A 25,556-nucleotide genomic window follows, 5' to 3' on the forward strand; every position below is an offset into this window, starting at 1 on the left:
AACCGCAGTTCACGAACATCGCTGGAGAGCCCGTTGCGGTTAACGCCGCACGACGGGTTCGGGAGGAGGCCGCTGGGAAAAGGACCAGCCCTGCGGGCTGGCACCTCGCCCGGCGGCCCACCTCACGGTGAAGGTGACATGACCGCACCGAGGCCGGGCACCGTACGCTCACCGCCGGGTAGGCGCCGCACTGCGGTGCAGCGGACGCACGCTCACGCCCCCCATGACCGCCGCGCCGCCCCCGGTCCTCGCCGGACGCACGGTCGACACGGGCATCCCGCTTTCCCGAGCAGGGCCGGCCGGGCCGTCGCGCGTCCGGGCCCGGCGCGCCGGCACGGATCGACGGATCAGTCGCCCTGCCGGTTCTCCTCCACCAGGGACCAGGCGATGCCGTCCAGGATGTCGTGTTCGCTGACGACGACCTCCGCGGCGCCGGTCCGCTCCATGATCGCGAGCAGTACCAGGGCGCCCGCGCCGATGACGTCCACCCGGCCCGGGTGCATCACCGGGATCGCGGCGCGCTCGGCGTGCGTCGAGGCCAGCAGCCGCTCGGTGACCTCCCGCACCCGCTCCACGGGGATGCGGGAGTGGTGGATGGCCGCCGGGTCGTACTCGGGCAGGCCCAGGGCGATCGCGGCCACGGTGGTGACGGAGCCGGCCAGCCCCACCAGCGTGCGGGCCTCGCGCAACGGGACCGTCTCCCCGGCCAGGTCGAGCGCGGCCTCGATGTCGGCCCGTATGGCCGCGACCTGCTCCCGGGAGGGCGGGTCGGCGGCCGCGCCGTCCCGCACCAGATGGCGCTCGGTCATCCGGACGCAGCCGATGTCGACCGAGCGCGCCGCGCGGACCCGTTCGGCGCCGACGACGAACTCGGTGGAGCCGCCGCCGATGTCCACCACCAGGTACGGGACCTCCAGGTCCGGCCGCCCGGCCAGTTCCCGGGTGGCGCCGGTGAAGGAGAACTGCGCCTCCTGGTCCCCGGTGACGACCTCCGGTTCGACGCCGAGGATGTCGCGGACCCCGCGCACGAAGTCGTCCCGGTTCTCGGCGTCGCGGGAGGCGGAGGTGGCGACGAAGCGGAGCGGCCCGGCGCCGTGCGAGCGGATGACCTCGGCGTACTCGCGGCAGGCGGCGAAAGTGCGCTCCAGGGCCTCCGGCGCCAGCCGGCCGGTGCGGTCCACGTCCTGGCCGAGCCGGACGATCGTCATCCGCCGGTCCAGGTCCGTGAGGGCACCGGTGGCGAGGTCGATGTCGGCGACCAGCAGCCGGATGGAGTTCGTGCCGCAGTCGATGGCGGCCACACGGGTCGTGCCGGTCATGCGGTCTCTCCCTCGGCGGCGGTCTCCGGCCCCTGCCGCTCCGGGCCGGCGGCGGCCGGTTCGCACGGGCTCACGCACGGGCTCACGCACGGGCCCTTGCGCCACCACTCCGGGAGCAGGGCGATGGCCTCGTCACCCAGCGGGTTGACGCCCGGGCCGGCGGCCAGCGAGTGGGCGACCAGGACGTGCAGGCACTTCACCCGGTCCGGCATGCCGCCCGCGCTGGGGAAGCCCTGGAGGACCTCGACGGCGTCACGGCGGGCGATGTAGTCCTCGTGCGCGGCGCGGTAGGCGGCGGCCAGCTCCGGGTCCTCGGCGAGCCGGGCCGTCATCTCCTTCATCACGCCCTCCGCCTCCAGGGTGCCGATCGCGGAGGCGGCGCGCGGGCAGGTCAGGTAGTACAGCGTCGGGAACGGGGTGCCGTCCTCCAGCCGCGGCGCCGTCTCGACCACGTCGGGCTGCCCGCAGGGGCAGCGGTGCGCGATGGTGCGCAGGCCGCGCGGCGGGCGGCCGAGCTGTTCGCGGAACGCCGCGATGTCGGCTTCGGTGGGCGCGGTGGGCGCGGTCTGGGGAGGGGGCGTGTCCATGCCTGTGCGGATCTCTTCGGTCGGTTCGGGTGGGGAGGTTCGCCGGTGGGCGGGGCGGGAGGCGGGCGGGAAACGGCCGGGGCCGGCGCCCGGTGCGGGAGGACGGCCCCGCGCGTACGTCCGGTGCGTCAGCCGCCGGAGTCCGCCCGGTCGATGCCGCTCCACAGCTTCTCGTACCAGGGGAGGTCGTCGACGGCGTCCTGCCCGGTCTTCCCGCCGGCGCCGTCCGTGCCCCGCGGCACGACGTAGCCGGTCTCGCCGGGGCGTACGTAGTGCAGCCGCTCGCGCAGCTGCCGCTCGGCGTAGGCGTCGTCCTGCCAGCGCGCCTTGAGGTCGCGCAGGTCCTCGACCGCCGCGCGCGCCTCCTCGGCGCGGCGCTGCTGCTCGGCGATCTCCGACTGCTGCGAGACCCACTGCCGCATCGGATAGGCGAGGGCGACGACCAGCGAGCACACGACCAGCGCCAGCAGCGCCGCCCGGCCCGTCAGCCGGTTGCGGCGCTGGGGCCGGGCCCGGTAGACGCGGGCGGCGGCCTGCTCGCCGAGGGCCCGGAGCCGGGTCGCCGTCGAGCCCTGGGGCAGCCGGGAAAAGGCGGACGGCCTCGCCCCGCCACCGGCGGGGCCGCCCCTGTCGCGGTCCGTGGCCACGCTCGCCTCCCCTGTCGTCCGTTGCGTCACGTCCCCGGCCACGGTACGGGACCGGGCCGGGGACGTGACGCACTGACGTACGGCGGGCGGACGGCGCCGCCCTCCGCCGGAGCCGGGGCCGGGGCCGGGCCCTAGCGGCGGAACCGCGGGAACGCGGAGCGGCCGGCGTACACCGCCGCGTCGTCGAGGATCTCCTCGATGCGCAGCAGCTGGTTGTACTTGGCGACGCGCTCGGAGCGGGCCGGGGCGCCCGTCTTGATCTGACCGCAGTTGGTGGCGACGGCCAGGTCGGCGATGGTGACGTCCTCGGTCTCGCCGGAGCGGTGGGACATCATGCACTTGTAGCCGTTGCGCTGGGCCAGCTCGACGGCGTCCAGGGTCTCGGTGAGCGAGCCGATCTGGTTGACCTTCACCAGGAGCGCGTTGGCGGTGTCGCTCTCGATGCCGCGGGCGAGGCGCTCGGGGTTGGTGACGAACAGGTCGTCACCGACGATCTGCACCTTGTCGCCGAGCTTCGCGGTCAGGGTCTTCCAGCCCTCCCAGTCCTCCTCGTTCAGCGGGTCCTCGATGGAGACCAGCGGGTACGCCTCGACCAGCTCGGCGTAGTAGTCCGTCATCTCGGCGGCCGAGAGGGACTTGCCCTCGAAGGTGTAGGCGCCGTCCTTGTGGAACTCGGTGGCGGCCACGTCGAGCGCCAGCGCGATGTCCTGGCCCGGCTCGTAACCGGCCTTGCGGATGGCCTCCATGATGAGGTCGAGGGCCTCGCGGTTGGAGCCGAGGTTCGGCGCGAAGCCGCCCTCGTCGCCCAGGCCGGTGGAGAGCCCGCGCTCCTTGAGGACGGTCTTGAGGGTGTGGTAGACCTCCGCGCCCCAGCGCACCGCCTCGGAGAAGGACTCCGCGCCGATCGGGGCGATCATGAACTCCTGGATGTCCACGTTGGAGTCGGCGTGCGAGCCGCCGTTCAGGATGTTCATCATCGGGACCGGCAGCAGGTGGGCGTTCGGGCCGCCGAGGTAGCGGAAGAGCGGCAGGTCGGACGCCTCGGAGGCGGCGTGCGCGACGGCGAGCGAGACGCCGAGGATGGCGTTGGCGCCGAGCGAGGACTTGTCGGGGGTGGCGTCCAGGTCGAACATCGCCTGGTCGATCAGCCGCTGCTCGGTGGCGTCGTAGCCGACGAGCTCCGGGCCGATCTGCTCGATGACCGCGAGGACGGCCTTCTCCACACCCTTGCCGCCGTAGCGGTTCTTGTCGCCGTCACGGAGCTCGAGGGCCTCGAAGGCACCGGTGGAGGCACCGGAGGGGACGGCGGCACGGCCGGTGCTGCCGTCGTCGAGGCCGACCTCGACCTCGACCGTTGGGTTGCCTCGCGAGTCGAGGATCTCCCGGGCTACGACGACGTCGATGGACGGCACGAGCATCTCCTTCTGGGAATGTGACGCTGGATCGCAGTGTCTTCTCGCCGCGAACGGCTCTGCGGCACGAGCCTAACGGGCCCGGGGGCCGGGGTCGGCCGACCGCCCGTCCGGCGAGACGAAAAGACATCCGAAAACCGGCATTACGGGGGCAATCACCCCGGAGGCGGTGGCCCGAAGTGACACCCGGGAGAGCCGTGGCGGGCAGGACGGAAAGGCACCGGCCCGGCGCCACTGGGGTACGCCGGACCGGTGCCGTGCCGCCCGGAGCGGGCGGCCCTGCGGGAGCGGGTCAGCTCAGCCGGAGGAGCTGGCCGGGGTAGATGATGTCCGGGGCGTCGATCTTGTCCCGGTTCAGGGCGTAGAGCTTCTGCCAGCCGCCCTTGACCTCCAGGGCCTCGGCGATCTCGGAGAGAGTGTCGCCCTCGACGACCTCGTACTTGCCGTCGACCAGCTGGGGGGCGGGCCGTTTCTCCGCCCCGGCGGTCTCCGGCGTTCGGGGCGCCCCGTCCTCGTCCGGCTGCCCGGCTCGGGCGGGCGCGCCGCCGGCCCCTTCCCCGGGCGCTGCCTGCTCCTGCTCGCCGGCGTTCCGGTCGAGTCCGGTGAGCGGGGCGACCCCGGGGGCGGGGCCGCCGGCCTTCAGCCCGCCCGCCCCGGCGCAGGCCCAGGCGCCCGGCCCCTGCATGGCCAGCAGCCGTTCGGCGGTCGCGATCTGCTCTTCCTTGGTGGCCAGGTCGGCGCGCGGCGCGAACCGCAGGCCACCCGCGGCCTTCCAGCTGGACTGCTTGAACTGCAGTCCGCCGTAGTGGCCGTTGCCGGTGTTGATGTCCCACGTGCCGCTGGACTCGCACTGGGCCACGGCCTCCCAGGTGTCGACGGAGGCGGCGGACGCGGAATCGGCGGTGCCCACGAGCGGGATGGCCGCGGCGGTGCCGGCGGCGCCGGCGAACGTGACGATACGACGTGACTTGGGCGGGGCGGGACGGCGGTGCCTGCCCTTGTAACCGGTACGCAGCATGAAACGTCTCTCTCACCGACGCCTGCGAGGTGAGCTGTCGGGTTCGGGCTGTGAGCGGCCCTGCCGAGTGCTCCCGCACTGGGCTTCACCCCTAGCCGGTCGGCCCGCCGGGCGGTCTCGCGGCACTTACCTGGGTCCCCCGCTCCTGCCTACGGCGCTTGCGCGGCGACTGCCCTCCGGCCGCCGGCAGGACTCGGCGTGGCGGTCGGGGGTGCCCGCTGGCGGCGAGCGATAAGACGTTAAGCACATCGTCGCTGACGACGCATAACCCGACACACCGTCACTTTTCCCGCCGGAGGCCGCCCGTGCCGCTCGTTGTCGCAGGTAGCGGCCGACAACGGGCCAGGAGCCGAAGCCGGGGCCCGGGTTCATCCGAAGGGACGCAGCAACGCGCGCCGCTCCGGCCGGAGCGGGCCCCGCGTCGCGGAGAGCGGCCCGTCCGCGGGCCCGGGGTGGCGGAGGCGCGGGTCAGACCAGGGGCCGTGCGGACCACGTCGCGGCGTTCGCCGAGTACGTCCACTCCCCGGACACCGAGCGGTCGTCGGCCGCCCCGCCGTACACGGCCTCCGGCAGCACGGCGTAGGGGCCGGGCCGCTCCTCCGACGGGCGCTCCGCCCCGCGGTCGGCCGGCGCGTCGTCACGCGTGGCGTGGCGCCCGGCGCCCCGCTCACCGTCCCCGTCCCCGTCCCCGGCCTCCGCCGCGCTCTCCTCCGGTGCGGGCTCACCGCGGTGCTTGCCGCTCTTGGACGGGGCCTTCTCCCCGTCCGCCCCGGACAGTCCCAGATCGAGGAGGCCGCCCGCACCGGCCGCCTCCTCGTCCGAGGGCGCGGCGGACGGGGAGGACCCGCCGGACGCGGAGTCCCCGGCGCCGTTCGCACCGTCATCGGAGCCGCCGGTCTCCAGCAGTCCGCCGAGCAGACCGCCCGACTGCCCCCGGCCCTGCTCCTCGGCGGCCGCACCGGAGCCGGCGTCGGCCGCCTCGGCCTTCCCCGTGAGGCCCGCGTCCGCCCCGCACTTGGGCCAGGCGCTCGGGCCGACGGCCGCGAGCACCTTCTCGGCGACGGCGATCTGCGCGTTGCGGCTGGCCTGGTCGGCGCTCGGCGCGTAGTCCAGGCCGCCGTACTGCTCCCACGTCTCCTGGGTGAACTGCAGTCCGCCGTAGTAGCCGTTGCCGGTGTCCGCGCTCCACAGGCCGCCGCTCTCGCACTCGGCGACCTTGTCCCAGGTGGCGGCGTCGGCCGCCTGCGCGCCCGTCGCGCCGAGCAGCGGCATCGCGATCCCGGCGCCGGCCACGCCCGCCGTGACGAACAGGGCCGGGGCCTGGCGGGGCTTGCGGTGTCTGCCGTTGCCGGAAAGCATGGAGGGCCTTTCGTCGAGGGCCGAAGGTCGGGTCCCGCCGAAAAATAGCCGGACCCGGAGGCGCGTCACAAGTCGATGTAGTGGAGATCACGCGAAGATCACGAATGATGCCGCGTCAGGTCGAGTGCGTTTCCCCGGGGTCCGGTAGGGGCAGAGGGGCAAACTTCACCGGCAGGGTGCGCAGGCCGCGCATGATGAGTCCGCCGCGCCACCTCAATTCGGCCGGGTCGGCCGCCAGTCGGAGATCCGGGAGCCTGCGCAGCAGGGTGGCCAGCGCGATGCGCGCCTCCAGCCGCGCGAGCGGTGCACCCAGGCAGTAGTGGATGCCGTGCCCGTAGCCGAGGTGCGGGTTGTCGGCGCGGGAGAGGTCGAGGGTGTCCGGGTCCGTGAAGCGCGCCGGGTCGCGGTCGGCGGCGGCGAGCACCACCAGCACGGGATCGCCGGCGGCGACGCGCTGCCCGCCGATGACGACGGGCTCACTGGCGTAGCGCCAGGTCGCCAGCTCCACCGGGCCGTCGTAGCGCAGCAGTTCCTCCACCCCGGTCGCCAGCAGTTCCGTCTCGCCGGCCGCCAGCGAGCACTGGAGCCGGGCGCGCGGGCCGGGTTGGCGGAGCAGGGCGTACATGCCGTTGCCGATGAGGTTGACGGTGGTCTCGAAGCCGGCGAAGAGGAGGATGAAGGCCATGGCGGCGGCCTCCCCCTCGGTGAGGTGCTCGCCGTGGTCGCTCGCCCGGATCAGACCGGAGATCAGGTCCTCGCCGGGGCGGGCCACCGGGCCGAGCGCGGCGCGCTTGCGGTGGATCAGCTCGGCGAGGTAGTCGCGCATCCTCCGCACCGACCGGCCCACACCGCCGCGCGGCGCCCGGCCGCCGCCGGGTCCGGAATGGCGCATCATCATGCCCGCCCAGTCGCGGAAGTCGTCCTGGTCCTCGCGCGGAACACCCAGCAGGTCGCAGATCGCGTAGATGGGCAGCGGGAACGCGAACTCGTGGATGAGATCGGCCTCCCCGCGGGCGGCGAAACCGTCGATGAGCCGGTCGGTCAGCTCCTGGACGCGCGGCTCGAAGGCGGCCACCCGGCGCGGTGTGAACGCCTTGGAGACGAGGCGGCGCAGCCGGGTGTGGTCGGGCGGGTCGATGTTCAGCAGATGCGTCATCAGGTCCGCGCCGCGCTCCCCCGGAATGCCCGTCTTGCCCTTGGCGCGCGCCGTCCCGGTGTGGTGTGCGGGGTTCTTCGACAGCCGGGCGTCGGCGAGGGCCTGCCGCGCGTCGGCGTACCGGGTCACGAGCCAGGCCTCCACCCCGCTGGGCAACGTGGTGCGGTGCACCGGACTGTGCTCCCGCAGCCAGGCGTACACCGGGTACGGATCGTCGGCGAACTCCTTGGTGAACAGTTCCGGCGGGGACGGGACGGCGGTCTTCTCGGGCACGTGTCCGACCGTACCCGGCGCCCGGGCGGGGTCCGCGTGGTCCCTGCCCGGGGGGGGGAGCGGGGGCCGCCGCGAAGCGGGCTCGGCGCACACCCGGCCGTCCCGCCGCTGCGCGCGGCCGTGCCGACTGCGGCCTCCGCCACCGCCCGGTTCCCCCGGCGCGGACGGAGAGGCGCAAGCGGGGCGGGGCGGGACCGGCACCGGGCGGGACCGGCACCGGGCGGGGCCGGCAGCGGGTGGCCCGGCCCCCCACCCGCGGCCGGGGCACCGCCCGGCGGGGGCCGCTCCGGTGGGGAGGTGCCGTGGACGACGGAGCCCGCGACGGGGCGGGGCCGGCGAACCGCCGCGCCACCGCGGCGGGACCGCCGACCGCGTCAGCCGCGGCGGCCGCGGCGGTCACGTCGGCCGCGGGGGTCACGTCAGCCGGGCAGGGTGCGCTCCCGCTCCTCCCGGCGTTCCAGCCAGCCGGTGGTGATCAGGTACTGGCCCGCGAGATAGCCCGCCATGATCATGAGTTCCTGGCCCGGCACCTTGCGGCCCGCGGCCTGGAGACCGATCAGCAGGTCGGAGCCGACGAAGGCCACCGCCCCCGCGCCCACCTTGCCCCCGACCCCGAGACCGGCCGCGCCCATCGTCATCAGCGCCAGGCTGTAGCCGGCGACGGGCAGGCGCAGCTTCTTCTCCAGCCCCGGGGAGATGACCGCGTTGGCGGCCGCCCAGGCGGCCAGGCAGCCCAGGGCGGGCAGGGGCCGTTCGCGGATCGCGCGGAAGGCGCCGAGACCCGCGTAGCCCGTGGTGTAGCTGACCTGGGTGCCGAGGAAGGCCGCCATGCCGAGGAGGAAGGCGGGCTCGTGCTCGTCGAAGAGCAGGGCGGTGTCACCGGCGGTGGCACAGGCGAGGCCCGCGACCAGCGGTGCCGGCGCGGGCGTCTTCCCGTCGGGCCTGCGGCGCAGGGCGTGGGCCGCGAGGGCGGGCATCAGCAGCGGCTTGGCGGCGCGCTCCCAGCCGCGGGGGCCGCGCGCCACGGCTATCAGATCGGCGGCGGCCAGCGCGCCGAAGGCGGCGAGTGCGCCGCGCCCGTGGCCGTCGGGCCGGGTCATCCGGGCGGCGGCCCCGGCGGCCCGCCGCAGCAGTCCGGGCCGCCGGCCCGGCCGGCCGCCTCGTACATCGCTCCCACCGGTGATCGTCATGCCGGGCAGTCTCGCCGCCGGTAGACAGGGCGTCAACAGTCTCTACCGACGAGTAGGGGTCCGGTCGGCCGGTTCCGGCGGGCCGGCCCGCGCCCGCCCGGCTGCCGATGCCCGGCAAGGCAGCCGGACCGCGGGCTGTCAGCCCGTGCCGTGGCCGCTGCCGCCCCGGTCCCAGGTGGGACGCTGCGGCTCGGGCCCCCCGGCCTCGCCGGTGCCGGGAGCCTCTTCCTCGACCCCGTACGGGCCCAGCTCGTGCGGAAGATAGCGATGGCCGTCCCGGGGCAGTTCGGGCGAGTGGTCGCGATGCCCCTCGACCGCCTCGCCGTCGCCGGGGGCGTCCTGATGCCCCGGCCCGTGGTCCGGTGGCGTGGTGTGGCCGTACTCCTGGCGGGTCTGCCAGGCGCCGGCCCGCTGCTGCGGGCCCTTGGGAACGCCGGGCTCGCGTGCCTTCATCCTCCGGCCGAACCACACGGCCGCGATCAGGGCCGCCACGAGTGCCAGCCCGATGAACAGCGGACCGAGGCCCACCAGGAAGTCGTCCTCGACCGCGAATTCCAAGCTCAGCAGGTTCATGGCCGCCGGGTACCCCTGCGGAGGGGGATCAATCGGACGGCTCGGCCGCCCGGATCGCGTCCCGGTAGGCCCGGGCCACGGCGCGGAGCGCGGACTCGGGATCGGTGCCGGCCGCCTCGGCGCGCACCGCCAGGGCCAGCAGCGCCTCGCCGAATCCGTCCCCGTCACCGGCGGCGGACGGGAGGGGCACCTCCAGCCCGGCGGTCCGGACCCGGGAGGCCAGCTTGGCGGCCAGCGCCAGCGCGGGCTGCCCCAGCGGAACGCCCTCGGTCACGGACGCGCGCCGCTTCTCGGCCGCCTTGGTGCGCAGCCAGTGCGCCTTGACGTCCTCGGGGGTCTCGGCGGCCTCGTCGCCGAAGATGTGCGGATGGCGGTGGACGAGCTTCTCCACAATCGTGCCCGCCACGTCATCGATGGAGAACGGCTCCTCCTCGTCCTCCTCGGCGATCCGCGCGTGGAAGACCACCTGGAGCAGCACATCGCCCAGTTCCTCGCGCAGCGCCTCCCGGTCGCCCTCCTCGATGGCCTCGACCAGTTCGTACGCCTCCTCGATGCCGTACTTGACCAGGCCCTCGCTGGTCTGCCGGCTGCTCCACGGGCACTCGGCGCGGATGGTGTCCATGACCTGCACCAGGTCCAGCAGCCGGGCGCCCGGCAGGTCGTACGAGGCGGGCAGCAGTTCCAGCTCCGGCATCCGGACGCGGCCGGAGCCGGCCAGCCGGGCCAGCCCGTCGGTCAGCCGCGGATCGCCCTCACCGGACGGGACGACGACGACCGTGCGGCCGCCCGCCCCGGCCCCGGCGGCGGCACCCGTCCCGGCAGCGGCGTCGTCACGGGCGCCGCGCGCACCGGCACCCCTTGCCTCGTCCCCCGTGCAGTAGGCGACCAGCTCCTCGGCGGCCGGCGGCTCCCCGCCCGCCTCCACGGCGATGCCGGCCTCCCGCAGATACGGCAGCTGGGGGTGGTCCGGATCGGGGCAGAGCACGCGGTCGGCAGTGCGCAGGGCGCTCCAGGCGGGCCAGGACAACAGCCCGGGCGCCACCCGGTGGCTGGTGGTCAGCAGGACGATACGGCCGGGGGCCGCGCTCTCGGAGGGGGCCGGGGCGCCGGGCCCGGCCCCCGTTGTCGCGTCGTTCACGGAACCGAACGTAACGCACCGCCCGCACCGCCCACCGGGCCTCCCCCGCACCGCCGGCGGCGGGGACCCCGGCGCTCAGGACTGGCGCGCCGCCTGCTGCTCCGGCCGCAGCCAGGGCTCCTGGACACTGTCGAGCAGGACCTGCTCGTCGTTCCACGTGCCGAAGCGCGGGTTGACGTCGATGCCCATGCTCTCGGACGCCTTCCGCAGGGCCCCGACGACCTTCTCCTGCCCCTCCGGGGTGGTCCGGTCCGCCCCCAGGCTCTCCGCCAGCTTGTCCATCAGGACCTGGTTGCGGAGCGTGTCCTCCAGCTGGTCCGGGCCGATGGAGTACTGCTGGAGCCACATCTCCCGCAGCCGCTCCGCACCCCCCGCGGCCCTCTCGGCCTGCGTCCTGATCCGCTGGACGTCGGCGCGGCTCGCGCTCACCCCGGCGTCCTGCGCGGCCCGCGCCAGCACCTTGTCGAAGATCATGCTGTTGAGGGTGGAGCGGCTGAGCCGGCCCGTCCCCTTGATCAGCTGGTCCGCGTCCTCGGACGCGCGCTGCGCCTCCCGGACGTCCCGGGCCTGCGCCTGTACCTGGGACACCGTGATCCTGTCGCCGTCCACCACGGCCGCGGCCCCCGGATGAGCGTCACTGCCGCACCCGGTGAGCAGCGGAGCCGCGGCGAGCAGCGCGACGGCGGTGACGGACAGCGCGGACCTGCGGCGGTGCATTGTGCCTCCCGGCGGTGGGGCTCCCGGCGCCCGTCGGGCGGGGAGCGTGGGCCATGCGGCGGTGCGTGGGCGGTGGGCGTGGGCGGTGCACGGTCGGTGCGGTGATCGATATTAGGCAGTCGGGGCGGCGGGAACCAGCACTTCTTCCGGACTGCTCCGGCGGCGGCCGACCGCTCCGGGGCCACCGCCGGAGGCGATCGCGCCGCGGTCGTCCCGCGGGCGGGGCGGCGGTACGGCGGACTCGGGCACATGGCAGCGGGCCACGCGGGGCCGGGGCCGGTTGGCGTGTGCCGGGGCCGGGGCCGGGGGCCGGGGCCGGGGGCCGGGGCCGGAGCCGGGGCCGGAGCCGGGGCCGGAGCCGGGGCCGGAGCCGGGGCCGGAGCCGGTTGGCCGGAGCCGGAGCCGGTTGGCCGGGGCCGGGGCCGGTTGGCCGGAGCCGGTTGGCGTGTGCCGGGTCCGGGGGCCGGGGCCGGGTCGCCGGGAGTTCGCCCGGTGTTCCCCTCCGCGTCCGCCGGCCGTCGCCCGGGGGTGGGAGTCTCGCCCTTCGGCGTGACCCCACGGGCCCGGCGGGCGCCGTGAGCCGCCGGCCCCCCTATCTCCGCCCCGCTTCCCTCCAGGTGATCCGTGCCCTCCAACGATGTGACGTCCGGCCGCGCCCCCGCACCGCGCCCCGCGGCAGCCGCGGTCGCCGCCGCGGTCGCGGAACCGTCCGGGCGAGCGGAAGAACAGCCCGGGCCCGGGCCCGGCCCGGGCGGAACGGCCGTCGCGTCCGGCGGCCCCGCCGGGTCCGCCGCGCCGGGCGGGTCCGCGGTGTCCGGCGCCCCCGGCACGGCTTCGGCCGCGCCCGCGGCGGCCGCGTCTCCCGCGGCCCGCGAGCACCGGTACGACATCGACCTGATCCGGCTGCTCTGCTCCTGCGGCGTGATCCTCGGCCATGTCGGCTCCGCCTTCATCGCCGCCGTGGGCCGCCAGGAGGCCGGAGGGCCCGCCGCGTACTGGGCGGGGATGAGCGCCGACGCCGTCAGCCGGTTCGCGGTGCCCATGTACTTCGCCATCGCCGGCTGGGCCGTGCTGGTCGGCGCGCCGCCCCGGGACGGCCGCCGCGTCCGGCAGCGGATCGTCAAGATCGGTGTGCCGCTGGCCGTCTGGACCGCGGTCTACCTCGCCTGGGGACGGTGGCGCGGCACCAACGAGGACCCCATCGGGGAACTGGCGCTGGAGTCCGTCTTCGCCTCCGTACGGCCCGCGTACCACCTCTGGTACCTCTACACCTACCTGCCGGTGATCACCCTGCTGGCCTGCGCCGCCCTGGTGCGGTCGGGCCGGCGCCCGTGGGGCCTGGGGGCGGGGCTGCTGGTGCTGGCCGCGGCACCGCAACTGATGGCGGACATCGGCGAGTTCACGGGGTGGGAGATGCCCCGGTTCGGCTGGGGGTTCGTGGTCTACCAGCTCGTGTACGCCGTCCTGGGCGCCCTGCTGTTCGCCCTGCCCGCGGGTGCCCTGGGCAGGCGGCGGGCCCCGTGGGTGGTGCTGGCCGTGCTCGCGCTGTCCGGCATCCTCTGGTACCAGCACGCGGTGCACTACGTCATCCCCAACGCCCATCTGCTCGTCGCCCTGTTCATGGGCGGGGTGCTGCTCTCGCTCCACCGGGTCCGCGTCCCGGAGCGGCTGCGGCCCGCGCTGGGGAAGCTGGCCGCGGCGGCGTACGGCGCGTACCTGGTGCACGTGCTGGTGATCGACGTGCTGGCGCACCCGTTCGTCACGGCGGGGCCGGGCCCGCTCCGCGCCGGTGCGCTCACGGTTGTGCTGACCGCGGCCACCATCGTGCTGTCGTTCGGGGCGAGCCTGCTCTGGGGACGGCTGCGGCTGCGGCGGTGGCTCGGCTGACCCTCTCCGCCCCGCGGGGTGCCGCACCGCACGCCCCCGTACGCGGCGGCCGCACCCGTTCCGTCCACCGGCTCCGCCACCTCGGCCGCACCCGGCGCACCCGGCGCACCGATCCGACACCCGGCGTTCACGCCGCGCTCCCCCGGAGGCCATCCGGGAGGGCCGCCGTTTCCCCTACCGTCCCGCTGACGACACCCGATCGCGACAAGGCAGACAGGTGACCAAGCTCTCCGTCATAGTTCCCTGCTACAACGTCCAGCAGTACCTGCCGGACACCCTGCGCAGCCTGGCGAACAACGCCGGGGAGCACATCGAGTTCATCCTCGTCGACGACCACTCCACCGACGCCACCGCGGAGATCCTCGACCGCGCGCGGCGTGAACTGCCCCGCGCGACGGTCATCCGGCAGCCGGAGAACGGCGGCATCTCCCGGGCCCGCAACACCGGGCTGGAGGCGGCGAGCGGCCAGTGGATCACCTTCCTCGACGGCGACGACTGGTACGGCCGCGGCTACCTCGGCGATCTGCTGGCCGCCGCCGAATCCCTCGGCTGCGACTTCGTCCGCACCGACCACGTCCAGTCCACGGGGAAGGACCGGGTGGTGCGCCGCGCCCCCGCCGCCGTGCGGAACGCCGTCGGCAGCCCCCGGGACGCCGTCAACCCGCCCCATATGGAGACGATGGTCGACTACCCGTTCGTCTGGGCCGGGATCTACCACCGCCGGCTGTTCGAGAACGGGGCCCTCCGCTTCGACACGGGGCTGCGCACCGCCGAGGACCGGCTGTGGACCTGGCGGCTCCACCTCGCCGCCGAGTCCTGCGCGACCGTCGGCCTGCTCGGCGTCTTCTACCGGCGCGGCCTCACCACCTCGCTCACCCAGATCCTCGACGAGCGCCAGCTCGATTTCCTCCCCGCCCACGACGCGATGCTCGACCTGGTGCTCGCCGACCCGGAGCGGGACCGCTTCCTCCCCAAGGTGGTGCGCACCTACTGCGCGCTGATCGCCTTCCACCTGGCCAAGGCGGACCGGTACGAGCCCCGCGTGGCGCGGCGGCTGAAGCGTGAGGCCGCCGCCGCGCTGGGCCGGATGCCGGCGGACGTCCTGGAGCGGACCCTCGCCGGCATGGGCCCCGAACGCGGCCGGCTGCTCGGCGCCCTGCGCCCGACCCGGAAGGCCGCCTGACCGTGAGCGCCACGACCACCCAGCTCTTCCAGGTCTCCACGCTCTACGGCGCGGCGACGCTCGTCGCGGCCCTGGAGGGCGGCCAGTTCGGCCCCCGGGAGGACGTCCGCCGGGTGCTGCTCGTCTCCCACAACGCGGCGGTGCCGGAGACGGCCGTGCGGCTCCCGGAGATGCGCGGCTGGGACCGGCTGGCGGCCCGCTTCGACGACGTCGTCGACTGGAACGCCGCCATCCGCCCGCACCATCCCAGCAGTTGGTCGCCGGCGGCGAACGACGCCGAGATCTGGCAGCGCCTCTTCCGCCACTCCTGGCGGCTGGGGGACGGGCCGGTGGAACTGGCCGTGGAGTCGGTGCAGGTCAGCCCGGCCCGGGCGCTCGCCACGATCTTCGCCGAGAGCACCGTCGACGTCTACGCCGACGGCTTGATGAGCTACGGCCCCACCCGCAACCCGCTGCCGGGCCCGCTCGCCCGCCGCATCCGGCGGCTGCTCCACCCGGACCTGGTGCCGGGGCTGCGGCCGCTGCTGCTCTCCGAGTACGGGGTGCCGGCCGAGCTGGTGCCGACCGGGGTGCTGAAGAAGGTGATCGCGGAGACCGGCGGGCCGGAACCGGGCGCCGGGCCGGGGTCCGCGGCCGCGGACCCCGCGGCTCCGGGCGCCCCCACGGCCGTCCTGCTGGGCCAGTACCTCGCCGCGCTGGACATCCTCACCCCCGCCGAGGAGGAGGCGCTGCACGAGCGGATGCTGCGCGGTGCCGCCGCGGCCGGGCACCGCTCCGTGCTGTTCAAGCCGCATCCCACGGCCCCCGCCCGCTACTCGAGGGCGCTGGAGAAGGCCGCCGCGGAGGCCGGGGTGCGGCTGACCGTCACCGACACCCCGATGCTTGCCGAGGAGTTGTTCCGCGGCGGCGGGCTCCGGCTGGTGGTGGGCTGTTTCTCCACCGCGATGTTCACCGCCGCCGTCTGCTACGGCATCCCGGTCGCCCGGGTCGGCACCGAGTTGCTGCTCGAACGGATCGCCCCGTACGAGAACAGCAACCGCGTGCCGCTGACGATCACCGACCGGCTGATCCCGGAGATCGGCGAGTTCGCCGCCGGGGCGCCCGAACCCCCGGGCGCGCGCCCGGACACATGGGACGTGGACGGGCTGACGCCGCTGATCCGCACGGTCGGGTTCTGCATGCGCCCGGAGGCATATCCGTGGCTGCGGGCGGAGAGCGCGGCCTGGCTGGAGGCCCGGCTCGGGGAGGACACCGGGCGGTACTTCAAACGCCGCCGGCTGACCGCCCTCGGCCTGCCCGGGAGGACGGAGCATTCCTGGCCGGGCCGGCAGCTCCGGCGGGTCGCACGGGTGGCGAGAGCGGCGCGGGGGGCCCGCCCCGCGCGGGGCCGGCGTCCCCGGCCGTAGCGGCGCCCCGGGCGCGGGCGGAACCGAGGGGGCCCGTGCACCCGCCCGGGACGCGGGCGGGCGGACCCGGGGCCGGTCGCCCCGCCGGAAGCCGCCCCGCCGGAAGCGGCCGCGCAGCGGTCAGCCGAGCCGCACCTGGCGCTGGCGGTCGAGCACGCGGCGCAGTTCGCCGGCCATCGGGTGGTACGGGCCGTACATCCGCTCCACGTCACCGAGCAGCCGCGACTGGGTCTCGTGCGCCTCGCGGTGGGCGCCGACCGCGTGGAGCAGGGCGCCGATGCGGGAGCGGATCTCCAACGGGAGGGCGGGCGCGGCGGCGTCCTGCTCGAAGTACGGGAGTACGGCACGGTATTCGGCGATGGCGGCGGAGGCCTCGCCGAGCTGCTCCAGGCACTGCGCGGCCTCGTAGCGGAACTGCAGCGCCTCGCGGTGGGCCTCCGCCCCCGGTCCGGCGGAGGTCTCGGCGGCGAGCCTGCGCAGCTCGGGCAGGGCGCGGCGGTACTGGCCGTCGTCGAGGAGTGTCGCGGCGTACTGCTTGCGCAGGCTGCGGACGACGGGCGAGTGCTCGCCGTGGTGCGCGACGGCCAGCGGGAGGACGGAGCCGAGGACGTCCACGGCCTGGGTGAGGCGGCCGGCGTCCAGCAGCCGCTTCACCTCCTCGACGGCGTCCGCGATGGCGGTGCGGCCGGTGCGCTGCGGGGCCGGTGCGCCGGCCGTTCCGCCGCCGGGCGCGCTGCGCGGGTCGGGGATCGCGGCCGCGGGCGCGGGCAGCCCGGCCGGCGGGGCGGGGAGGGCGCCGGCCCGGTCGGGCCACGGGGCGTGCGGGCGGAGGAAGGGGCGGGTGGGGTCGAGCGGTCCGGGCGGGCCCGCGGGCGCCGCGGGGCCGGCGGCCGGCAGCAGCGGCGCGAGGGCCTGGTAGACCTCCTGTGCTGCGGAAGGCCGGTGGCGCGGGTCCTTGGCCAGCAGCCGCAGCACCAGCGCCTCCAGCGGCTCGGGGACCTCGGCGCGCAGCTGGCGCACCGGCACGGGCGCGTCGTAGAGGTGCCGGTGGAGGACACCGAGCGAGGTGGACGCCTCGAAGGGGACCTGACCGCTGAGCAGTTCGTGCAACAGCACACCGAGGGCGTAGAGGTCGGTGTACGGGCCGACGGCGCCGCCCATCGCCTGCTCGGGCGCCATGTAGGCGGGGCTGCCGATGGGTGAGCCGGTGTGGGTGAGGCGGGTGGTGTCGGTGTCGACGGCGGCGGCGATGCCGAGGTCGAGGACGCAGACCGTGCCGTCCTGGCGGAGCATCACGTTCCGCGGTTTGAGGTCGCGGTGGACGATGGGTGCCGCGTGCACGGCGGAGAGCACGGAGCAGAGCTGGGCGGCCACGGAGACGGCCCACTGCCAGGGGTACGGCTCGTGCTCGGCGAGGTGGTCGCCGAGGTCGGCGCCGTCGATGTGCTGCATGACGAGGTAGAGGTCGTCGCCGTCGCTGCCCGCGTCGTGGACCGTGACCAGCCCCGGGTGGTCGACCCGGGCCGTGACCCGGCACTCGCGGAGGAAGCGGCGGCGCAGCTCCTCGGCCTCGGGGGCCCCGGCCATGCGGTCGGGGCGGAGCAGCTTCACCGCGATCCGGCGGTCCAGCCGCCGGTCGTAGCCCATCCACACCTGGCCCATGCCGCCCTGGCCGAGCAGCGTGGAGAGTTCGTAACGCCCGGCGATCACACGGCCGTTCACCGCGGGCCGCTCCCGTCGCCGGTGGCGTCGCCCTCTTCTCTGCGGAGCAGGTCACTGAGTTCGTCCAGCTCGGCTCGGACCCGTTGGATGCGCTGGGGCTGCGGGCGGACGCCCGGGGAACCCGCCGGAGGGCTCTGCGGGGGCGTGACCGCACCGGCGGGGCCCGGGACCGCGGGGCGGGCGGCGGTCGGTCCGGAGGCTGCGGGCGGCTGCGGGAAGCCGTACCCGGACATGCCGGGCGCGTGCTGCGGCGGCTGCTGCTGCGGCGGCTGCTGCTGCTGCTGCTGCGGAATGCCACCGGGGCGGGTCGGCATCCCGGCGGCCGGATAGGTCTGCGCCCCGGTCCCGGGCGGGCCGTAGGGGCCGGGCCCGGGGAGGCCGCCGGGCCCGGCCACGGCGACGGGCCGCCGGTGGTACTGGATATCGGCGACGAGGTAGTGGGCGACGACGGCGACGGTCATGACCAGCAGCCCGAGGGTCGCGACGTCCGTCCGCCAGTCCGTCTCCGGGTAGACGTCGACGATCACGAACCATGTGATCGTGAGCAGCAGCACCCCCCAGAACAGCGCCCAGTCCAGTGCCCTGCGGCGGAGGATGGCGATCCGCAGCATGGCCACCCACGCCAGCATCCCGAAGAGCAGCAGCGTCACCGCCACGAAGAGGACCCGCAGCGCGATCACGTTCCCCCCGTCCGGGGGGCGCGGCTGCGGCGGCACGGGAACGGGGCCGTACATGAATGCTCCTGGGGACGGGTGCCGGGAAGCGGCTCGAATTGAGCGTATACGGGGACTCCGACAACGCGGCACCGGTTGTAGAGATCCGGCTCACGATCCGGTCACGGCTGTGGCGTCCCCGGGACGGGCGGGCACCGCGGGCGGCCCGGACGGGCAGGGGGAACCGGACGGTCCGGTCCCGGACGGGACCGCATCCGGGCAGTTCGCCTTCCGGCGGCCCCTTCCCCCCGGGCCACTCGCCCCCGGCTCCCGGTCCCGGTCCAGGTCGCACCGTGAGGAGACGTGGAGAAGTACCCGCAAAGCAACAGGACAGAAACAGACATTGACCGAGTTCACAAACATCTGCTGTGATGACGCCACCACTTGATGAGCGATCGGCGCTCGTCGTGTTGAAAGGCTTCGCCATGTCTCAGCAGATGTACGGACCCCCGCCGCAGGCAGGCGCGCCCATGGCTCCGCTGCCGCCCCGCAACGGGCTCGGCATCGCGGCCCTGGTCCTGGGCCTCGTCGGCCTCGTCATGGGCGTCATCCCGTTCATGTTCTGGCTCGGCGCGATCCTCGGCGTCATCGCCCTGGTCCTGGGCCTCACGGGGCGCGGCAAGGCCAAGCGGGGCGAGGCGACCAACAAGGGCATGGCCACCGCGGGTGCGGTCCTCGGCCCGGTCGCCGTCGCCCTGTCGGTCGCCATGGGCGCGGTCACCGTCATGGCCGTCGACGACGCGGTGGACGAAATCAACAAGTCGGTCTCGGAGAGCAGGGGCAAGGGCGCCACCGCGAAAGACACCGGAAGCGGCGGCAAGGACAAGGCCGGGAAGGACGACGCGGCCGGTTCCGACGCCTCTGACGCCGAGACCTACGCGGCCGGTGACACGGTGGTCTACGACGACGGCGTCCAGGTGACCGTCTCGCGGCACACCGCCTACTCACCCGGCGAGTTCTCCATCGGCCACGAGAAGGGCAACAAGGCCTACAAGGTCACGGTGACCGTCGTGAACAAGGGCAAGGAGAAGTTCGACACCGCGCTCCTCACCGTCGACGCCCGCGCCGGCAAGGACGGCAAGACCGCCGAGAGCATCTTCGACGACAAGGTCGGCGAAGGCTTCAACGGCACGGTCGTGCCCGGCAAGACGGCGTCGGCGGAGTTCGCCTTCGACGCCCCGGCCGCGGCGAAGACCCTGGAGATCGAGGTCAGCCCCGGCTGGGCGTACAACAGCAGCCACTGGAACCTGAAGCTCTGACCCCCGTCTTCCCGCCGCAGGGAGCGGCGATCCCACTCCCCGGAGGGCTCCGTGCTCACCTCGCACCGGCCGTACACCGAACGCGTCACCATGGCGGTCCTGTGCGTCGCCGCCGCGGCGGGTCTGACGGCGCACGCCCCCGGCGGCGGGCCGGAGACGGTCCGCTCCCCCGCCTCCGGGCACGAGGACTCGCGGCACGGGGGCTCCGGGCCCGCGCACCGGGTGGACGGGCACCACCACTCCCCGTCCCCGCCGCCCCGGACGGCCGGGAACACCACCGGGAGAACCCGAGCCGGGCCGCCGCCGACGGCTCACACCCCGTGAGCGCGGACACAGCGGATACAGCGGACGCGGCGGACGCGGCGGACGCGGCGGACGGGCGGCGGAGACGGCGGCCAGGACGGACGGGGCGGAGCGGGGCGGCGAGCGGGACGCCGCGGCGGCTCCGGCCCGGGAGCCGTCCGTCCCGCTGCGGCGCCCGCCGGATGGCCGCCCCGCCCGCCGGCCCGACCGCGGCCGGGCGGCAGCCGGCGGCACCGGAGTCCGCGGAAGGGCCGGATCACGGCCCGGCGGCCGGTCTCCGGAACAGCCCGGCGACCCAGGGGTGTTACCGCGCGTAAGCCAACTCGGTCCTCCCTATTGACCCGCCAGTAACCACAGCCCCATTCTGAGCCCCAACCCTGGTGTGACGGGGCGCCGGACCGCCCCCGGCCGCCGGACCACCTCCCTCCCCACACTCCCCCGGGGGCTTGACGCATGCCGATACGGACCACTCGCTCCGCAGACCGCCACCCGCGCCCCGCGCGCCGCCCGCGCCGTGCCCGGGCGGTCGCCCTCACCGCCGCCGCGGCCACGCTCGGCTCGCTCCTCCTCGGCTCCGCGACCGCCGCCCCAGCGAGCGCCGCGGCCGACGGCTACCGCGTCGGGGTGGGCATCGCCGACATCACCGGCGAGGCCGCCGAGGTCGGCATGATGGGCTACGCCCGGCTCGACCAGGAGACCTCCGGCATCCACTCCCGCCAGTGGGCGCGCGCCTTCGCGGTCGCCGACGGCAGCGGCGGCCGCACCGTCTTCGTCTCCACCGACCTCGGCATGATCATGCAGGGGGTGCAGCAGGAGGTGATCCGCCGGCTCGGCGAGCGCTACGGCTCCCGCTACACCGACTCCAACGTCGTCCTCTCCGCGACCCACACCCACGCGGGCCCCGGCGGTCACTCCCACCACCTGCTCTACAACCTGACGATCCTGGGCCACAAGAAGAAGACGTACGAGGCCATCGTCTCCGGCATCGTCCGGGCCGTCGCCGCGGCCGACGCCGATCTCGCCCCCGGCACGGTGAAGATCGCCACCGGCGAGCTGGACGGCGCCAACGTCAACCGCTCCCAGGAGGCGTTCCGGCGCAACCCGGCCGAGGACCGGGAGCGCTTCCCGGACGGCGTGGACCGCTCGATGACCGTGCTCCGCTTCGAGCAGGAGGGCCAACCGGTCGGCATGGTGAGCTGGTTCGCCACCCACGCCACCTCCATGACCCCGGAGAACACCCTCATCAGCCCGGACAACAAGGGCTACGCCCAGTACCGCGTCGAGCACGACGTGAACGGCGTCGGCTGGGGCGAGCGCGGAAGGTTCGTCGCGGCCTTCCCGCAGTCCAACGCCGGTGACATGTCGCCCAATCTGCGCGAGGGCGGCGCCAAGGGCCCCACCGACGACGAGTTCGAGAACACCGAGATCATCGGAAAGCTCCAGGCCGACAAGGCCGTCGAGCTCTTCAACGGGGCGAAGGAGGAGCTGACCGGCCCCATCGCCCACCGCCAGCGCTACATCGACTTCTCCGGAGTGGAGGTCGGCCCCGCGTACACCGGCGACGGTCAGCCGCACACCACCTGCCCGGCGGCGCTCGGCCAGGGCTTCACCGCCGGCGCCGAGGACGGACCCGGCCCCGACATCGCCGACGAGGGCGAGCTCAAGCCGAACCCCCTGCTCACCGTCGCCGGAACGGTCGTCGCCCCGACCCCCGCCGCGGTGCGCGAATGCCAGAAGCCCAAGCCCGTCTTCATCACCACCGGCGTGCAGAAGCCGTCCTGGACCCCGCAGATCCTGCCCCTCCAGCTCGTCCGCATCGGCCAGCTGACGCTGACCGCCGCACCGGCCGAGTTCACCGTCGTCGCCGGGCACCGCGTGCTAGACACCGTCGCGGAGAAGCTCGGCCCCTCCTCCCGGCACACCGTCTTCGCCGGCTACTCCAACGCCTACTCCGGCTACGTCACCACACCCGAGGAGTACGACGCCCAGCACTACGAGGGCGCCTCCACCCACTTCGGCCGCTACACCCTCCCCGCCTACCAGCAGGAGTTCGCGAAGCTCGCCGCCGCCCTGCGCGCGGGCGAGCCCACCCCGAGCACCGTGCGGCCGCCGTGGCTGGGCGGCACCCAGCTCGACGTGAAGCCCGGCGTCGTCCTGGACTCCCCGCCGCTGGGCAAGCAGTTCGGCGACCTCGCCGAGCAGCCGGCCGCGGAGTACGCGCGCGGTGAACGCGCCGAGGCCGTCTTCTACACCGGCCACCCGCGCAACAACCTCCGCACCGAGGGCACGTTCCTGGAGGTGCAGCGGCAGACCGGCAGCGGCTGGCGGACGGTGGCGACCGACAACGACTGGTCCACCACCTACCGCTGGAAGCGCTCCTACGCGGCCGTCTCCACGGCCACCACCGGCTGGGAGATCCCGGCGGACGCGGAACCGGGCACGTACCGGATCGTCCACCGCGGCGACACCCGCGACCTCCTCGGGGAGATCGACGGCTTCACCGGTGTCTCCCGCACCTTCACGGTGAACTGACCCGCGCCCGGCGGCCCGCACGGCCCCTCCCGGGGCACGGCGCCCGCACTCCCGCCCGACGCGGGGGCGCGGGCGCCATGGCGTGCGCGCCCCGGCGCTCACCGGGGCGTGAACGCGGGACACGGCTTCTTCCGGCGGCTACACCCACTGCCGCCGCAGACGTTTGTCGACCGCGACGACAAGCGAGGCCAGGACGGCGATGCCGAGAATCCGGAGCCAGGTCTCCAGGCCGATCGGGGTGGTCTCGAACAGAGCGTTCATGCCCGGCACATACGTGATGGCGAGCTGGCCCAGCGCCTGCGCCGTGACACCGCCGACGATCCACTTGTTGCTGAACACGCCGATGTGCCACATGGAGCGGGTGAGCGAGCGGCAGCTGAACAGATAGAACAGCTCGACGACGACGAAGAGGTTCAGCGCGGCGGTGCGCGCCTCCGCGAGTCCGGCGCCCTCCCCCAGCTCCCAGGTGAAGAGCCACCAGGAACCGGCCACGAGAAGCGTGGAGACCAGCAGGACGCGGAAGGCCAGCGCGCCGGTCAGCAGCGGCCTGTCCGGATCGCGCGGCGGCCGGCCCATGATGCCGGCCTCCTTCGGTTCGAAGGCGAGCATCAGGCCGAGTGCCACGGCCGTGGTCATGTTGATCCACAGGATCTGGGTGGGGAGGATCGGCAGCGCGGAACCGAACAGGATCGCCGCCAGGATGACGAGCCCCTCGCCCATGTTCGTCGGCAGCGTCCACACGATGAACTTGGTGAGGTTGTCGAACACGCCGCGGCCCTCTTCGACGGCGGCCTCGATGGTGGCGAAATCGTCGTCGGTGAGCACCATGTCGGCCGCCTCCTTGGCAACCTCGGTGCCGCCCCGCCCCATGGCGATGCCGATATTGGCCTGGCGCAGGGCGGGCGCGTCGTTGACCCCGTCCCCGGTCATGGCCACCACATGGCCGCGCGACTGCAGCGCCTCGACCAGCCGGAGTTTCTGCTCCGGCGAGACCCGGGCGAAGACCCGCGCGCGATCCACCGCCTCCGGGTACTCCTCCGCGCTCAGCAGGTCCAGATCCGCTCCGGTGAGCACCTCCGCGGCGCGGCGGGAGCCGGCGTCCCCGGCACCGCCCGCGTCACCCCCGTCACCCCCGTCACCCGCGCGACCGGCGTCACCCGCCTCGCCGAAGAGACGGAGCCGCTCGGCGATGGCCGCGGCCGTCGCCGCGTGGTCCCCCGTGATCATCTTGACGGTGATCCCGGCGGTGTGGCACGCCCGTACCGCCGACGCGGCCGCCGGGCGCGGCGGATCGAGCATCGCCTGCAGCCCGGTCAGGGTGAGCCCGCCGTCCAGCGTCTCCTCCCCGAAGCCGTCCGGGTCCGCGTCCGCGCGCACCGCGGTGGCCAGCACCCGCAGCCCCCGGCCCGCCAGCTCCTCCGCGGCGCGCAGCACGGTGGCCGCGTCCAGCTCCCGCGTGGTGCCGCCCGCGGCCACCTGCCCGGTGCACAGCGGCAGAACCCGTTCCGCCGCTCCCTTGACGAGCACGACATGACCGCCGCCACCGCCACCGGCACCGGGATCGCGGTGCAGGGTGGCCATGAACTGCCGCTCCGAGCTGAACGGGACGGTGTCGGCCCGGGGGTACTCCCGCGGCAGCCCCGCCGGGTCGAGCCCGCCCTTGGCCGCGACGACGAGCAGCGCGCCCTCGGTCGGATCGCCGGCCAGCCCCCACCGCCCCTCCTCGTGGACCAGGGCCGCGTCGTTGCAGGCCGCCCCGGCCAGCAGAGTCCACCACAGCGCCGAGCGGGGCTCCGGGACGACCGCGGTGCCGTCCATTCCGTGGACGATCTCGCCCCGGGGCGCGTAGCCGGAGCCGGTCACCTCGTACGCGGCCCCGTCCGGGGTCCACACCGCGCGGACCGTCATCTGGTTCTCGGTCAGCGTGCCGGTCTTGTCCGAGCCGATGACCGTGGTGCTGCCCAGCGTCTCCACCGCCGGGAGCTGACGGACCACCGCCTTGCGCCGCGCCATCCGCGACACCCCGATGGCCAGCGTGATGGTCACCGCGGCGGGCAGTCCCTCGGGGATGGCGCCCACGGCCAGGGCGACCGCGGCCGTGAAGGTCTCCGCCCCGTCCTGCCCGCGCGCCAGGCCGATGCCGAAGGTCAGCACCGCCAGGGCCAGGATGGCCACCGTCAGCACCTTGCTGAACTGGTTGAGCTTCGCCGTCAGCGGGGTGAGCAGCGTCTCGGCGGAGCCCACCAGCCGGTGGATCGCCCCGAGTTCCGTCTCCGCGCCGGTGGCGACCGTGACACCGGTGCCGCCGCCCGCCGTCACCAGGGTCCCCGAGTAGAGCATGTTGCGCCGGTCGGCCACCGCCGCCGTGACGGGCAGCACCGTCTCGTCCTTGGCCACCGGCACCGACTCGCCCGTGAGCGCCGACTCGTCCACGCGCAGCGACACCGGCCGGATCAGCCGTACGTCGGCCGGGACCTTGTCCCCCGCCTCCACCAGCACCAGGTCGCCGGGGACCAGCTCCGACGAGGGCACCATCCGCTCACGGCCGCCGCGCACCACCCTGGCCCGGGTCCGCACCATCGACCGCAGGGCGTCCAGCGCCGCCTCGGCCTTCGACTCCTGCACGAAACCCACGATCGCGTTGACCACCACGACCCCGAAGATCACCGCGGAGTCCGTGTACTCGTGCAGCAGGGCCGTGATGGTGCCGGCGGCCATCAGCACATAGACCAGCGGGTGGTGGAACTGCCGCAGCATCCGCGTGAGCACTCCGCCGCGGGCCGCGGCGGGCAGCACGTTCGGGCCGTAGCGCTCCTGCCGCCGGGCCGCCTCCTCCTCGGCCAGCCCCCGGTGGGGGTCCGTCTCCAGCAGCATCACCACTTCGTGGGCCGCCAGTCCGTGGTGCGCCTCCGTGGGAGTCATCGCCGTCCCTCATGCCACGCCGCGGTACGGCCCGCGGGGCCACCGAGGCCCCGGTGCCGCCCCTGCCGCTTCCGGGTCCCTGATCCTTCGCCCCCATGCCCTTTCTACCCGCCCAAGCCCGGGAATCCCGGCAGCGGCCGGTGGCGCGCGTCACGGACACGGCCCGGGAAGGAGCCCGGCAACGGGACTGCCCGGCACGCGGGTTCGGCACCGGGCCACACCGCAGCTCCGTGCCGGGCA

General features: G+C 74.8%; 20 protein-coding genes and 1 riboswitch. Of the genes, 6 read left to right on the forward strand and 14 right to left on the reverse strand.

The window, feature by feature from the left end; translation table 11 throughout:
• Nucleotides 1-347: 347 nt before the first annotated feature.
• From KBZ10_RS22440 to KBZ10_RS22490, 11 genes are all read right to left on the reverse strand, one after another.
• Nucleotides 348-1,319, reverse strand: a complete 972-nt coding sequence (locus tag KBZ10_RS22440; protein ID WP_210989506.1) for a Ppx/GppA phosphatase family protein — start codon at nt 1,317-1,319, stop codon at nt 348-350.
• Entirely contained in the window at nt 1,316-1,906 is a 591-nt protein-coding gene (locus KBZ10_RS22445) for a DUF501 domain-containing protein (RefSeq protein ID WP_210989507.1), read from the reverse strand. The genes KBZ10_RS22440 and KBZ10_RS22445 overlap by 4 nt, the downstream gene beginning before the upstream one ends.
• Nucleotides 1,907-2,034: 128 nt before the next feature.
• Nucleotides 2,035-2,487, reverse strand: coding sequence for a septum formation initiator family protein (locus KBZ10_RS22450; RefSeq protein WP_210989564.1), 453 nt, complete (start codon nt 2,485-2,487; stop codon nt 2,035-2,037).
• Nucleotides 2,488-2,684: 197 nt separating this feature from the next.
• Entirely contained in the window at nt 2,685-3,965 is a 1,281-nt protein-coding gene (gene eno / locus KBZ10_RS22455; protein WP_210989508.1) for a phosphopyruvate hydratase, read from the reverse strand.
• A gap of 292 nt (nt 3,966-4,257) precedes the next feature.
• Nucleotides 4,258-4,983, reverse strand: coding sequence for a transglycosylase family protein (locus KBZ10_RS22460; protein ID WP_210989509.1), 726 nt, complete (start codon nt 4,981-4,983; stop codon nt 4,258-4,260).
• 4 nt (nt 4,984-4,987) lie between these two features.
• A riboswitch (cyclic di-AMP (ydaO/yuaA leader) is annotated at nt 4,988-5,150 on the reverse strand.
• Between the two features lie 301 nt (nt 5,151-5,451).
• Nucleotides 5,452-6,342, reverse strand: a complete 891-nt coding sequence (locus KBZ10_RS30105; RefSeq protein ID WP_210989510.1) for a transglycosylase family protein — start codon at nt 6,340-6,342, stop codon at nt 5,452-5,454.
• Nucleotides 6,343-6,457: 115 nt separating this feature from the next.
• Nucleotides 6,458-7,771, reverse strand: a complete 1,314-nt coding sequence (locus KBZ10_RS22470) for a cytochrome P450 (RefSeq protein ID WP_210989511.1) — start codon at nt 7,769-7,771, stop codon at nt 6,458-6,460.
• 419 nt (nt 7,772-8,190) lie between these two features.
• The gene (locus KBZ10_RS22475) at nt 8,191-8,961 is read right to left on the reverse strand and encodes a lysoplasmalogenase (RefSeq protein WP_247702806.1); all 771 of its coding nucleotides are present in this window, start codon (nt 8,959-8,961) and stop codon (nt 8,191-8,193) included.
• Between the two features lie 138 nt (nt 8,962-9,099).
• On the reverse strand, nt 9,100-9,534 hold the full coding sequence (locus KBZ10_RS22480; RefSeq protein ID WP_210989512.1) for a DUF6479 family protein: 435 nt from the start codon (nt 9,532-9,534) through the stop codon (nt 9,100-9,102).
• 28 nt (nt 9,535-9,562) lie between these two features.
• On the reverse strand, nt 9,563-10,672 hold the full coding sequence (locus KBZ10_RS22485) for a MazG family protein (protein WP_210989513.1): 1,110 nt from the start codon (nt 10,670-10,672) through the stop codon (nt 9,563-9,565).
• 75 nt (nt 10,673-10,747) lie between these two features.
• A complete protein-coding gene (locus KBZ10_RS22490) occupies nt 10,748-11,389 on the reverse strand; it encodes a SurA N-terminal domain-containing protein (protein ID WP_210989514.1) in 642 nt (213 codons plus the stop codon).
• An 810-nt stretch (nt 11,390-12,199) separates the two neighbouring features.
• Between KBZ10_RS22490 and KBZ10_RS22495 the strand changes: the two genes are divergently transcribed.
• The 3 genes from KBZ10_RS22495 to KBZ10_RS22505 all read left to right on the forward strand — a co-directional run bounded on the left by KBZ10_RS22495 (nt 12,200) and on the right by KBZ10_RS22505 (nt 15,865).
• The gene (locus tag KBZ10_RS22495; RefSeq protein ID WP_210989515.1) at nt 12,200-13,276 is read left to right on the forward strand and encodes an acyltransferase; all 1,077 of its coding nucleotides are present in this window, start codon (nt 12,200-12,202) and stop codon (nt 13,274-13,276) included.
• Between the two features lie 217 nt (nt 13,277-13,493).
• Nucleotides 13,494-14,459 carry a glycosyltransferase family 2 protein gene (locus tag KBZ10_RS22500; RefSeq protein WP_210989516.1) on the forward strand — a complete coding sequence of 322 codons (966 nt, stop codon included), beginning with the start codon at nt 13,494-13,496 and terminating at the stop codon, nt 14,457-14,459.
• 2 nt (nt 14,460-14,461) lie between these two features.
• Nucleotides 14,462-15,865, forward strand: coding sequence for a polysialyltransferase family glycosyltransferase (locus KBZ10_RS22505; RefSeq protein ID WP_210989517.1), 1,404 nt, complete (start codon nt 14,462-14,464; stop codon nt 15,863-15,865).
• A 120-nt stretch (nt 15,866-15,985) separates the two neighbouring features.
• Here KBZ10_RS22505 and KBZ10_RS22510 read toward each other — a convergent pair whose 3' ends face one another.
• The gene (locus KBZ10_RS22510; RefSeq protein WP_210989518.1) at nt 15,986-17,587 is read right to left on the reverse strand and encodes a serine/threonine-protein kinase; all 1,602 of its coding nucleotides are present in this window, start codon (nt 17,585-17,587) and stop codon (nt 15,986-15,988) included.
• Nucleotides 17,584-18,321, reverse strand: coding sequence for a hypothetical protein (locus tag KBZ10_RS22515; RefSeq protein ID WP_210989519.1), 738 nt, complete (start codon nt 18,319-18,321; stop codon nt 17,584-17,586). Before KBZ10_RS22515 ends, KBZ10_RS22510 begins: the two co-directional genes overlap by 4 nt.
• A 404-nt stretch (nt 18,322-18,725) precedes the next feature.
• Here KBZ10_RS22515 and KBZ10_RS22520 point away from each other — a divergent pair, with 404 nt between their 5' ends.
• The 3 genes from KBZ10_RS22520 to KBZ10_RS22530 all read left to right on the forward strand — a co-directional run bounded on the left by KBZ10_RS22520 (nt 18,726) and on the right by KBZ10_RS22530 (nt 22,394).
• Nucleotides 18,726-19,559, forward strand: coding sequence for a DUF4190 domain-containing protein (locus KBZ10_RS22520; protein ID WP_210989520.1), 834 nt, complete (start codon nt 18,726-18,728; stop codon nt 19,557-19,559).
• Nucleotides 19,560-19,610: 51 nt separating this feature from the next.
• On the forward strand, nt 19,611-19,883 hold the full coding sequence (locus KBZ10_RS22525) for a hypothetical protein (RefSeq protein ID WP_210989521.1): 273 nt from the start codon (nt 19,611-19,613) through the stop codon (nt 19,881-19,883).
• Between the two features lie 432 nt (nt 19,884-20,315).
• Nucleotides 20,316-22,394 (forward strand): neutral/alkaline ceramidase, encoded by a 2,079-nt coding sequence (locus KBZ10_RS22530; RefSeq protein WP_210989522.1) that lies wholly within the window; start codon nt 20,316-20,318, stop codon nt 22,392-22,394.
• A 138-nt stretch (nt 22,395-22,532) separates the two neighbouring features.
• Here the strand turns inward: KBZ10_RS22530 and KBZ10_RS22535 are convergent, their stop codons facing one another.
• On the reverse strand, nt 22,533-25,316 hold the full coding sequence (locus tag KBZ10_RS22535) for a cation-transporting P-type ATPase (protein WP_210989523.1): 2,784 nt from the start codon (nt 25,314-25,316) through the stop codon (nt 22,533-22,535).
• Nucleotides 25,317-25,556 lie beyond the last annotated feature (240 nt).

It is taken from the genome of Streptomyces sp. F63, from assembly GCF_018070345.1.
GTDB lineage: Bacteria > Actinomycetota > Actinomycetes > Streptomycetales > Streptomycetaceae > Streptomyces.

Bases quoted from the DNA above. Each gene is read 5' to 3' on its own strand.
- KBZ10_RS22490 (WP_210989514.1), bottom strand. From the start codon at position 11,389: ATGCACCGCCGCAGGTCCGCGCTGTCCGTCACCGCCGTCGCGCTGCTC.
- KBZ10_RS22440 (WP_210989506.1), bottom strand. From the start codon at position 1,319: ATGACCGGCACGACCCGTGTGGCCGCCATCGACTGCGGCACGAACTCC.
- KBZ10_RS22515 (WP_210989519.1), bottom strand. From the start codon at position 18,321: ATGTACGGCCCCGTTCCCGTGCCGCCGCAGCCGCGCCCCCCGGACGGG.
- KBZ10_RS22460 (WP_210989509.1), bottom strand. From the start codon at position 4,983: ATGCTGCGTACCGGTTACAAGGGCAGGCACCGCCGTCCCGCCCCGCCC.
- KBZ10_RS30105 (WP_210989510.1), bottom strand. From the start codon at position 6,342: ATGCTTTCCGGCAACGGCAGACACCGCAAGCCCCGCCAGGCCCCGGCC.
- KBZ10_RS22475 (WP_247702806.1), bottom strand. From the start codon at position 8,961: ATGACGATCACCGGTGGGAGCGATGTACGAGGCGGCCGGCCGGGCCGG.
- KBZ10_RS22445 (WP_210989507.1), bottom strand. From the start codon at position 1,906: ATGGACACGCCCCCTCCCCAGACCGCGCCCACCGCGCCCACCGAAGCC.
- KBZ10_RS22480 (WP_210989512.1), bottom strand. From the start codon at position 9,534: ATGAACCTGCTGAGCTTGGAATTCGCGGTCGAGGACGACTTCCTGGTG.
- KBZ10_RS22530 (WP_210989522.1), top strand. From the start codon at position 20,316: ATGCCGATACGGACCACTCGCTCCGCAGACCGCCACCCGCGCCCCGCG.
- KBZ10_RS22520 (WP_210989520.1), top strand. From the start codon at position 18,726: ATGTCTCAGCAGATGTACGGACCCCCGCCGCAGGCAGGCGCGCCCATG.
- KBZ10_RS22535 (WP_210989523.1), bottom strand. From the start codon at position 25,316: ATGACTCCCACGGAGGCGCACCACGGACTGGCGGCCCACGAAGTGGTG.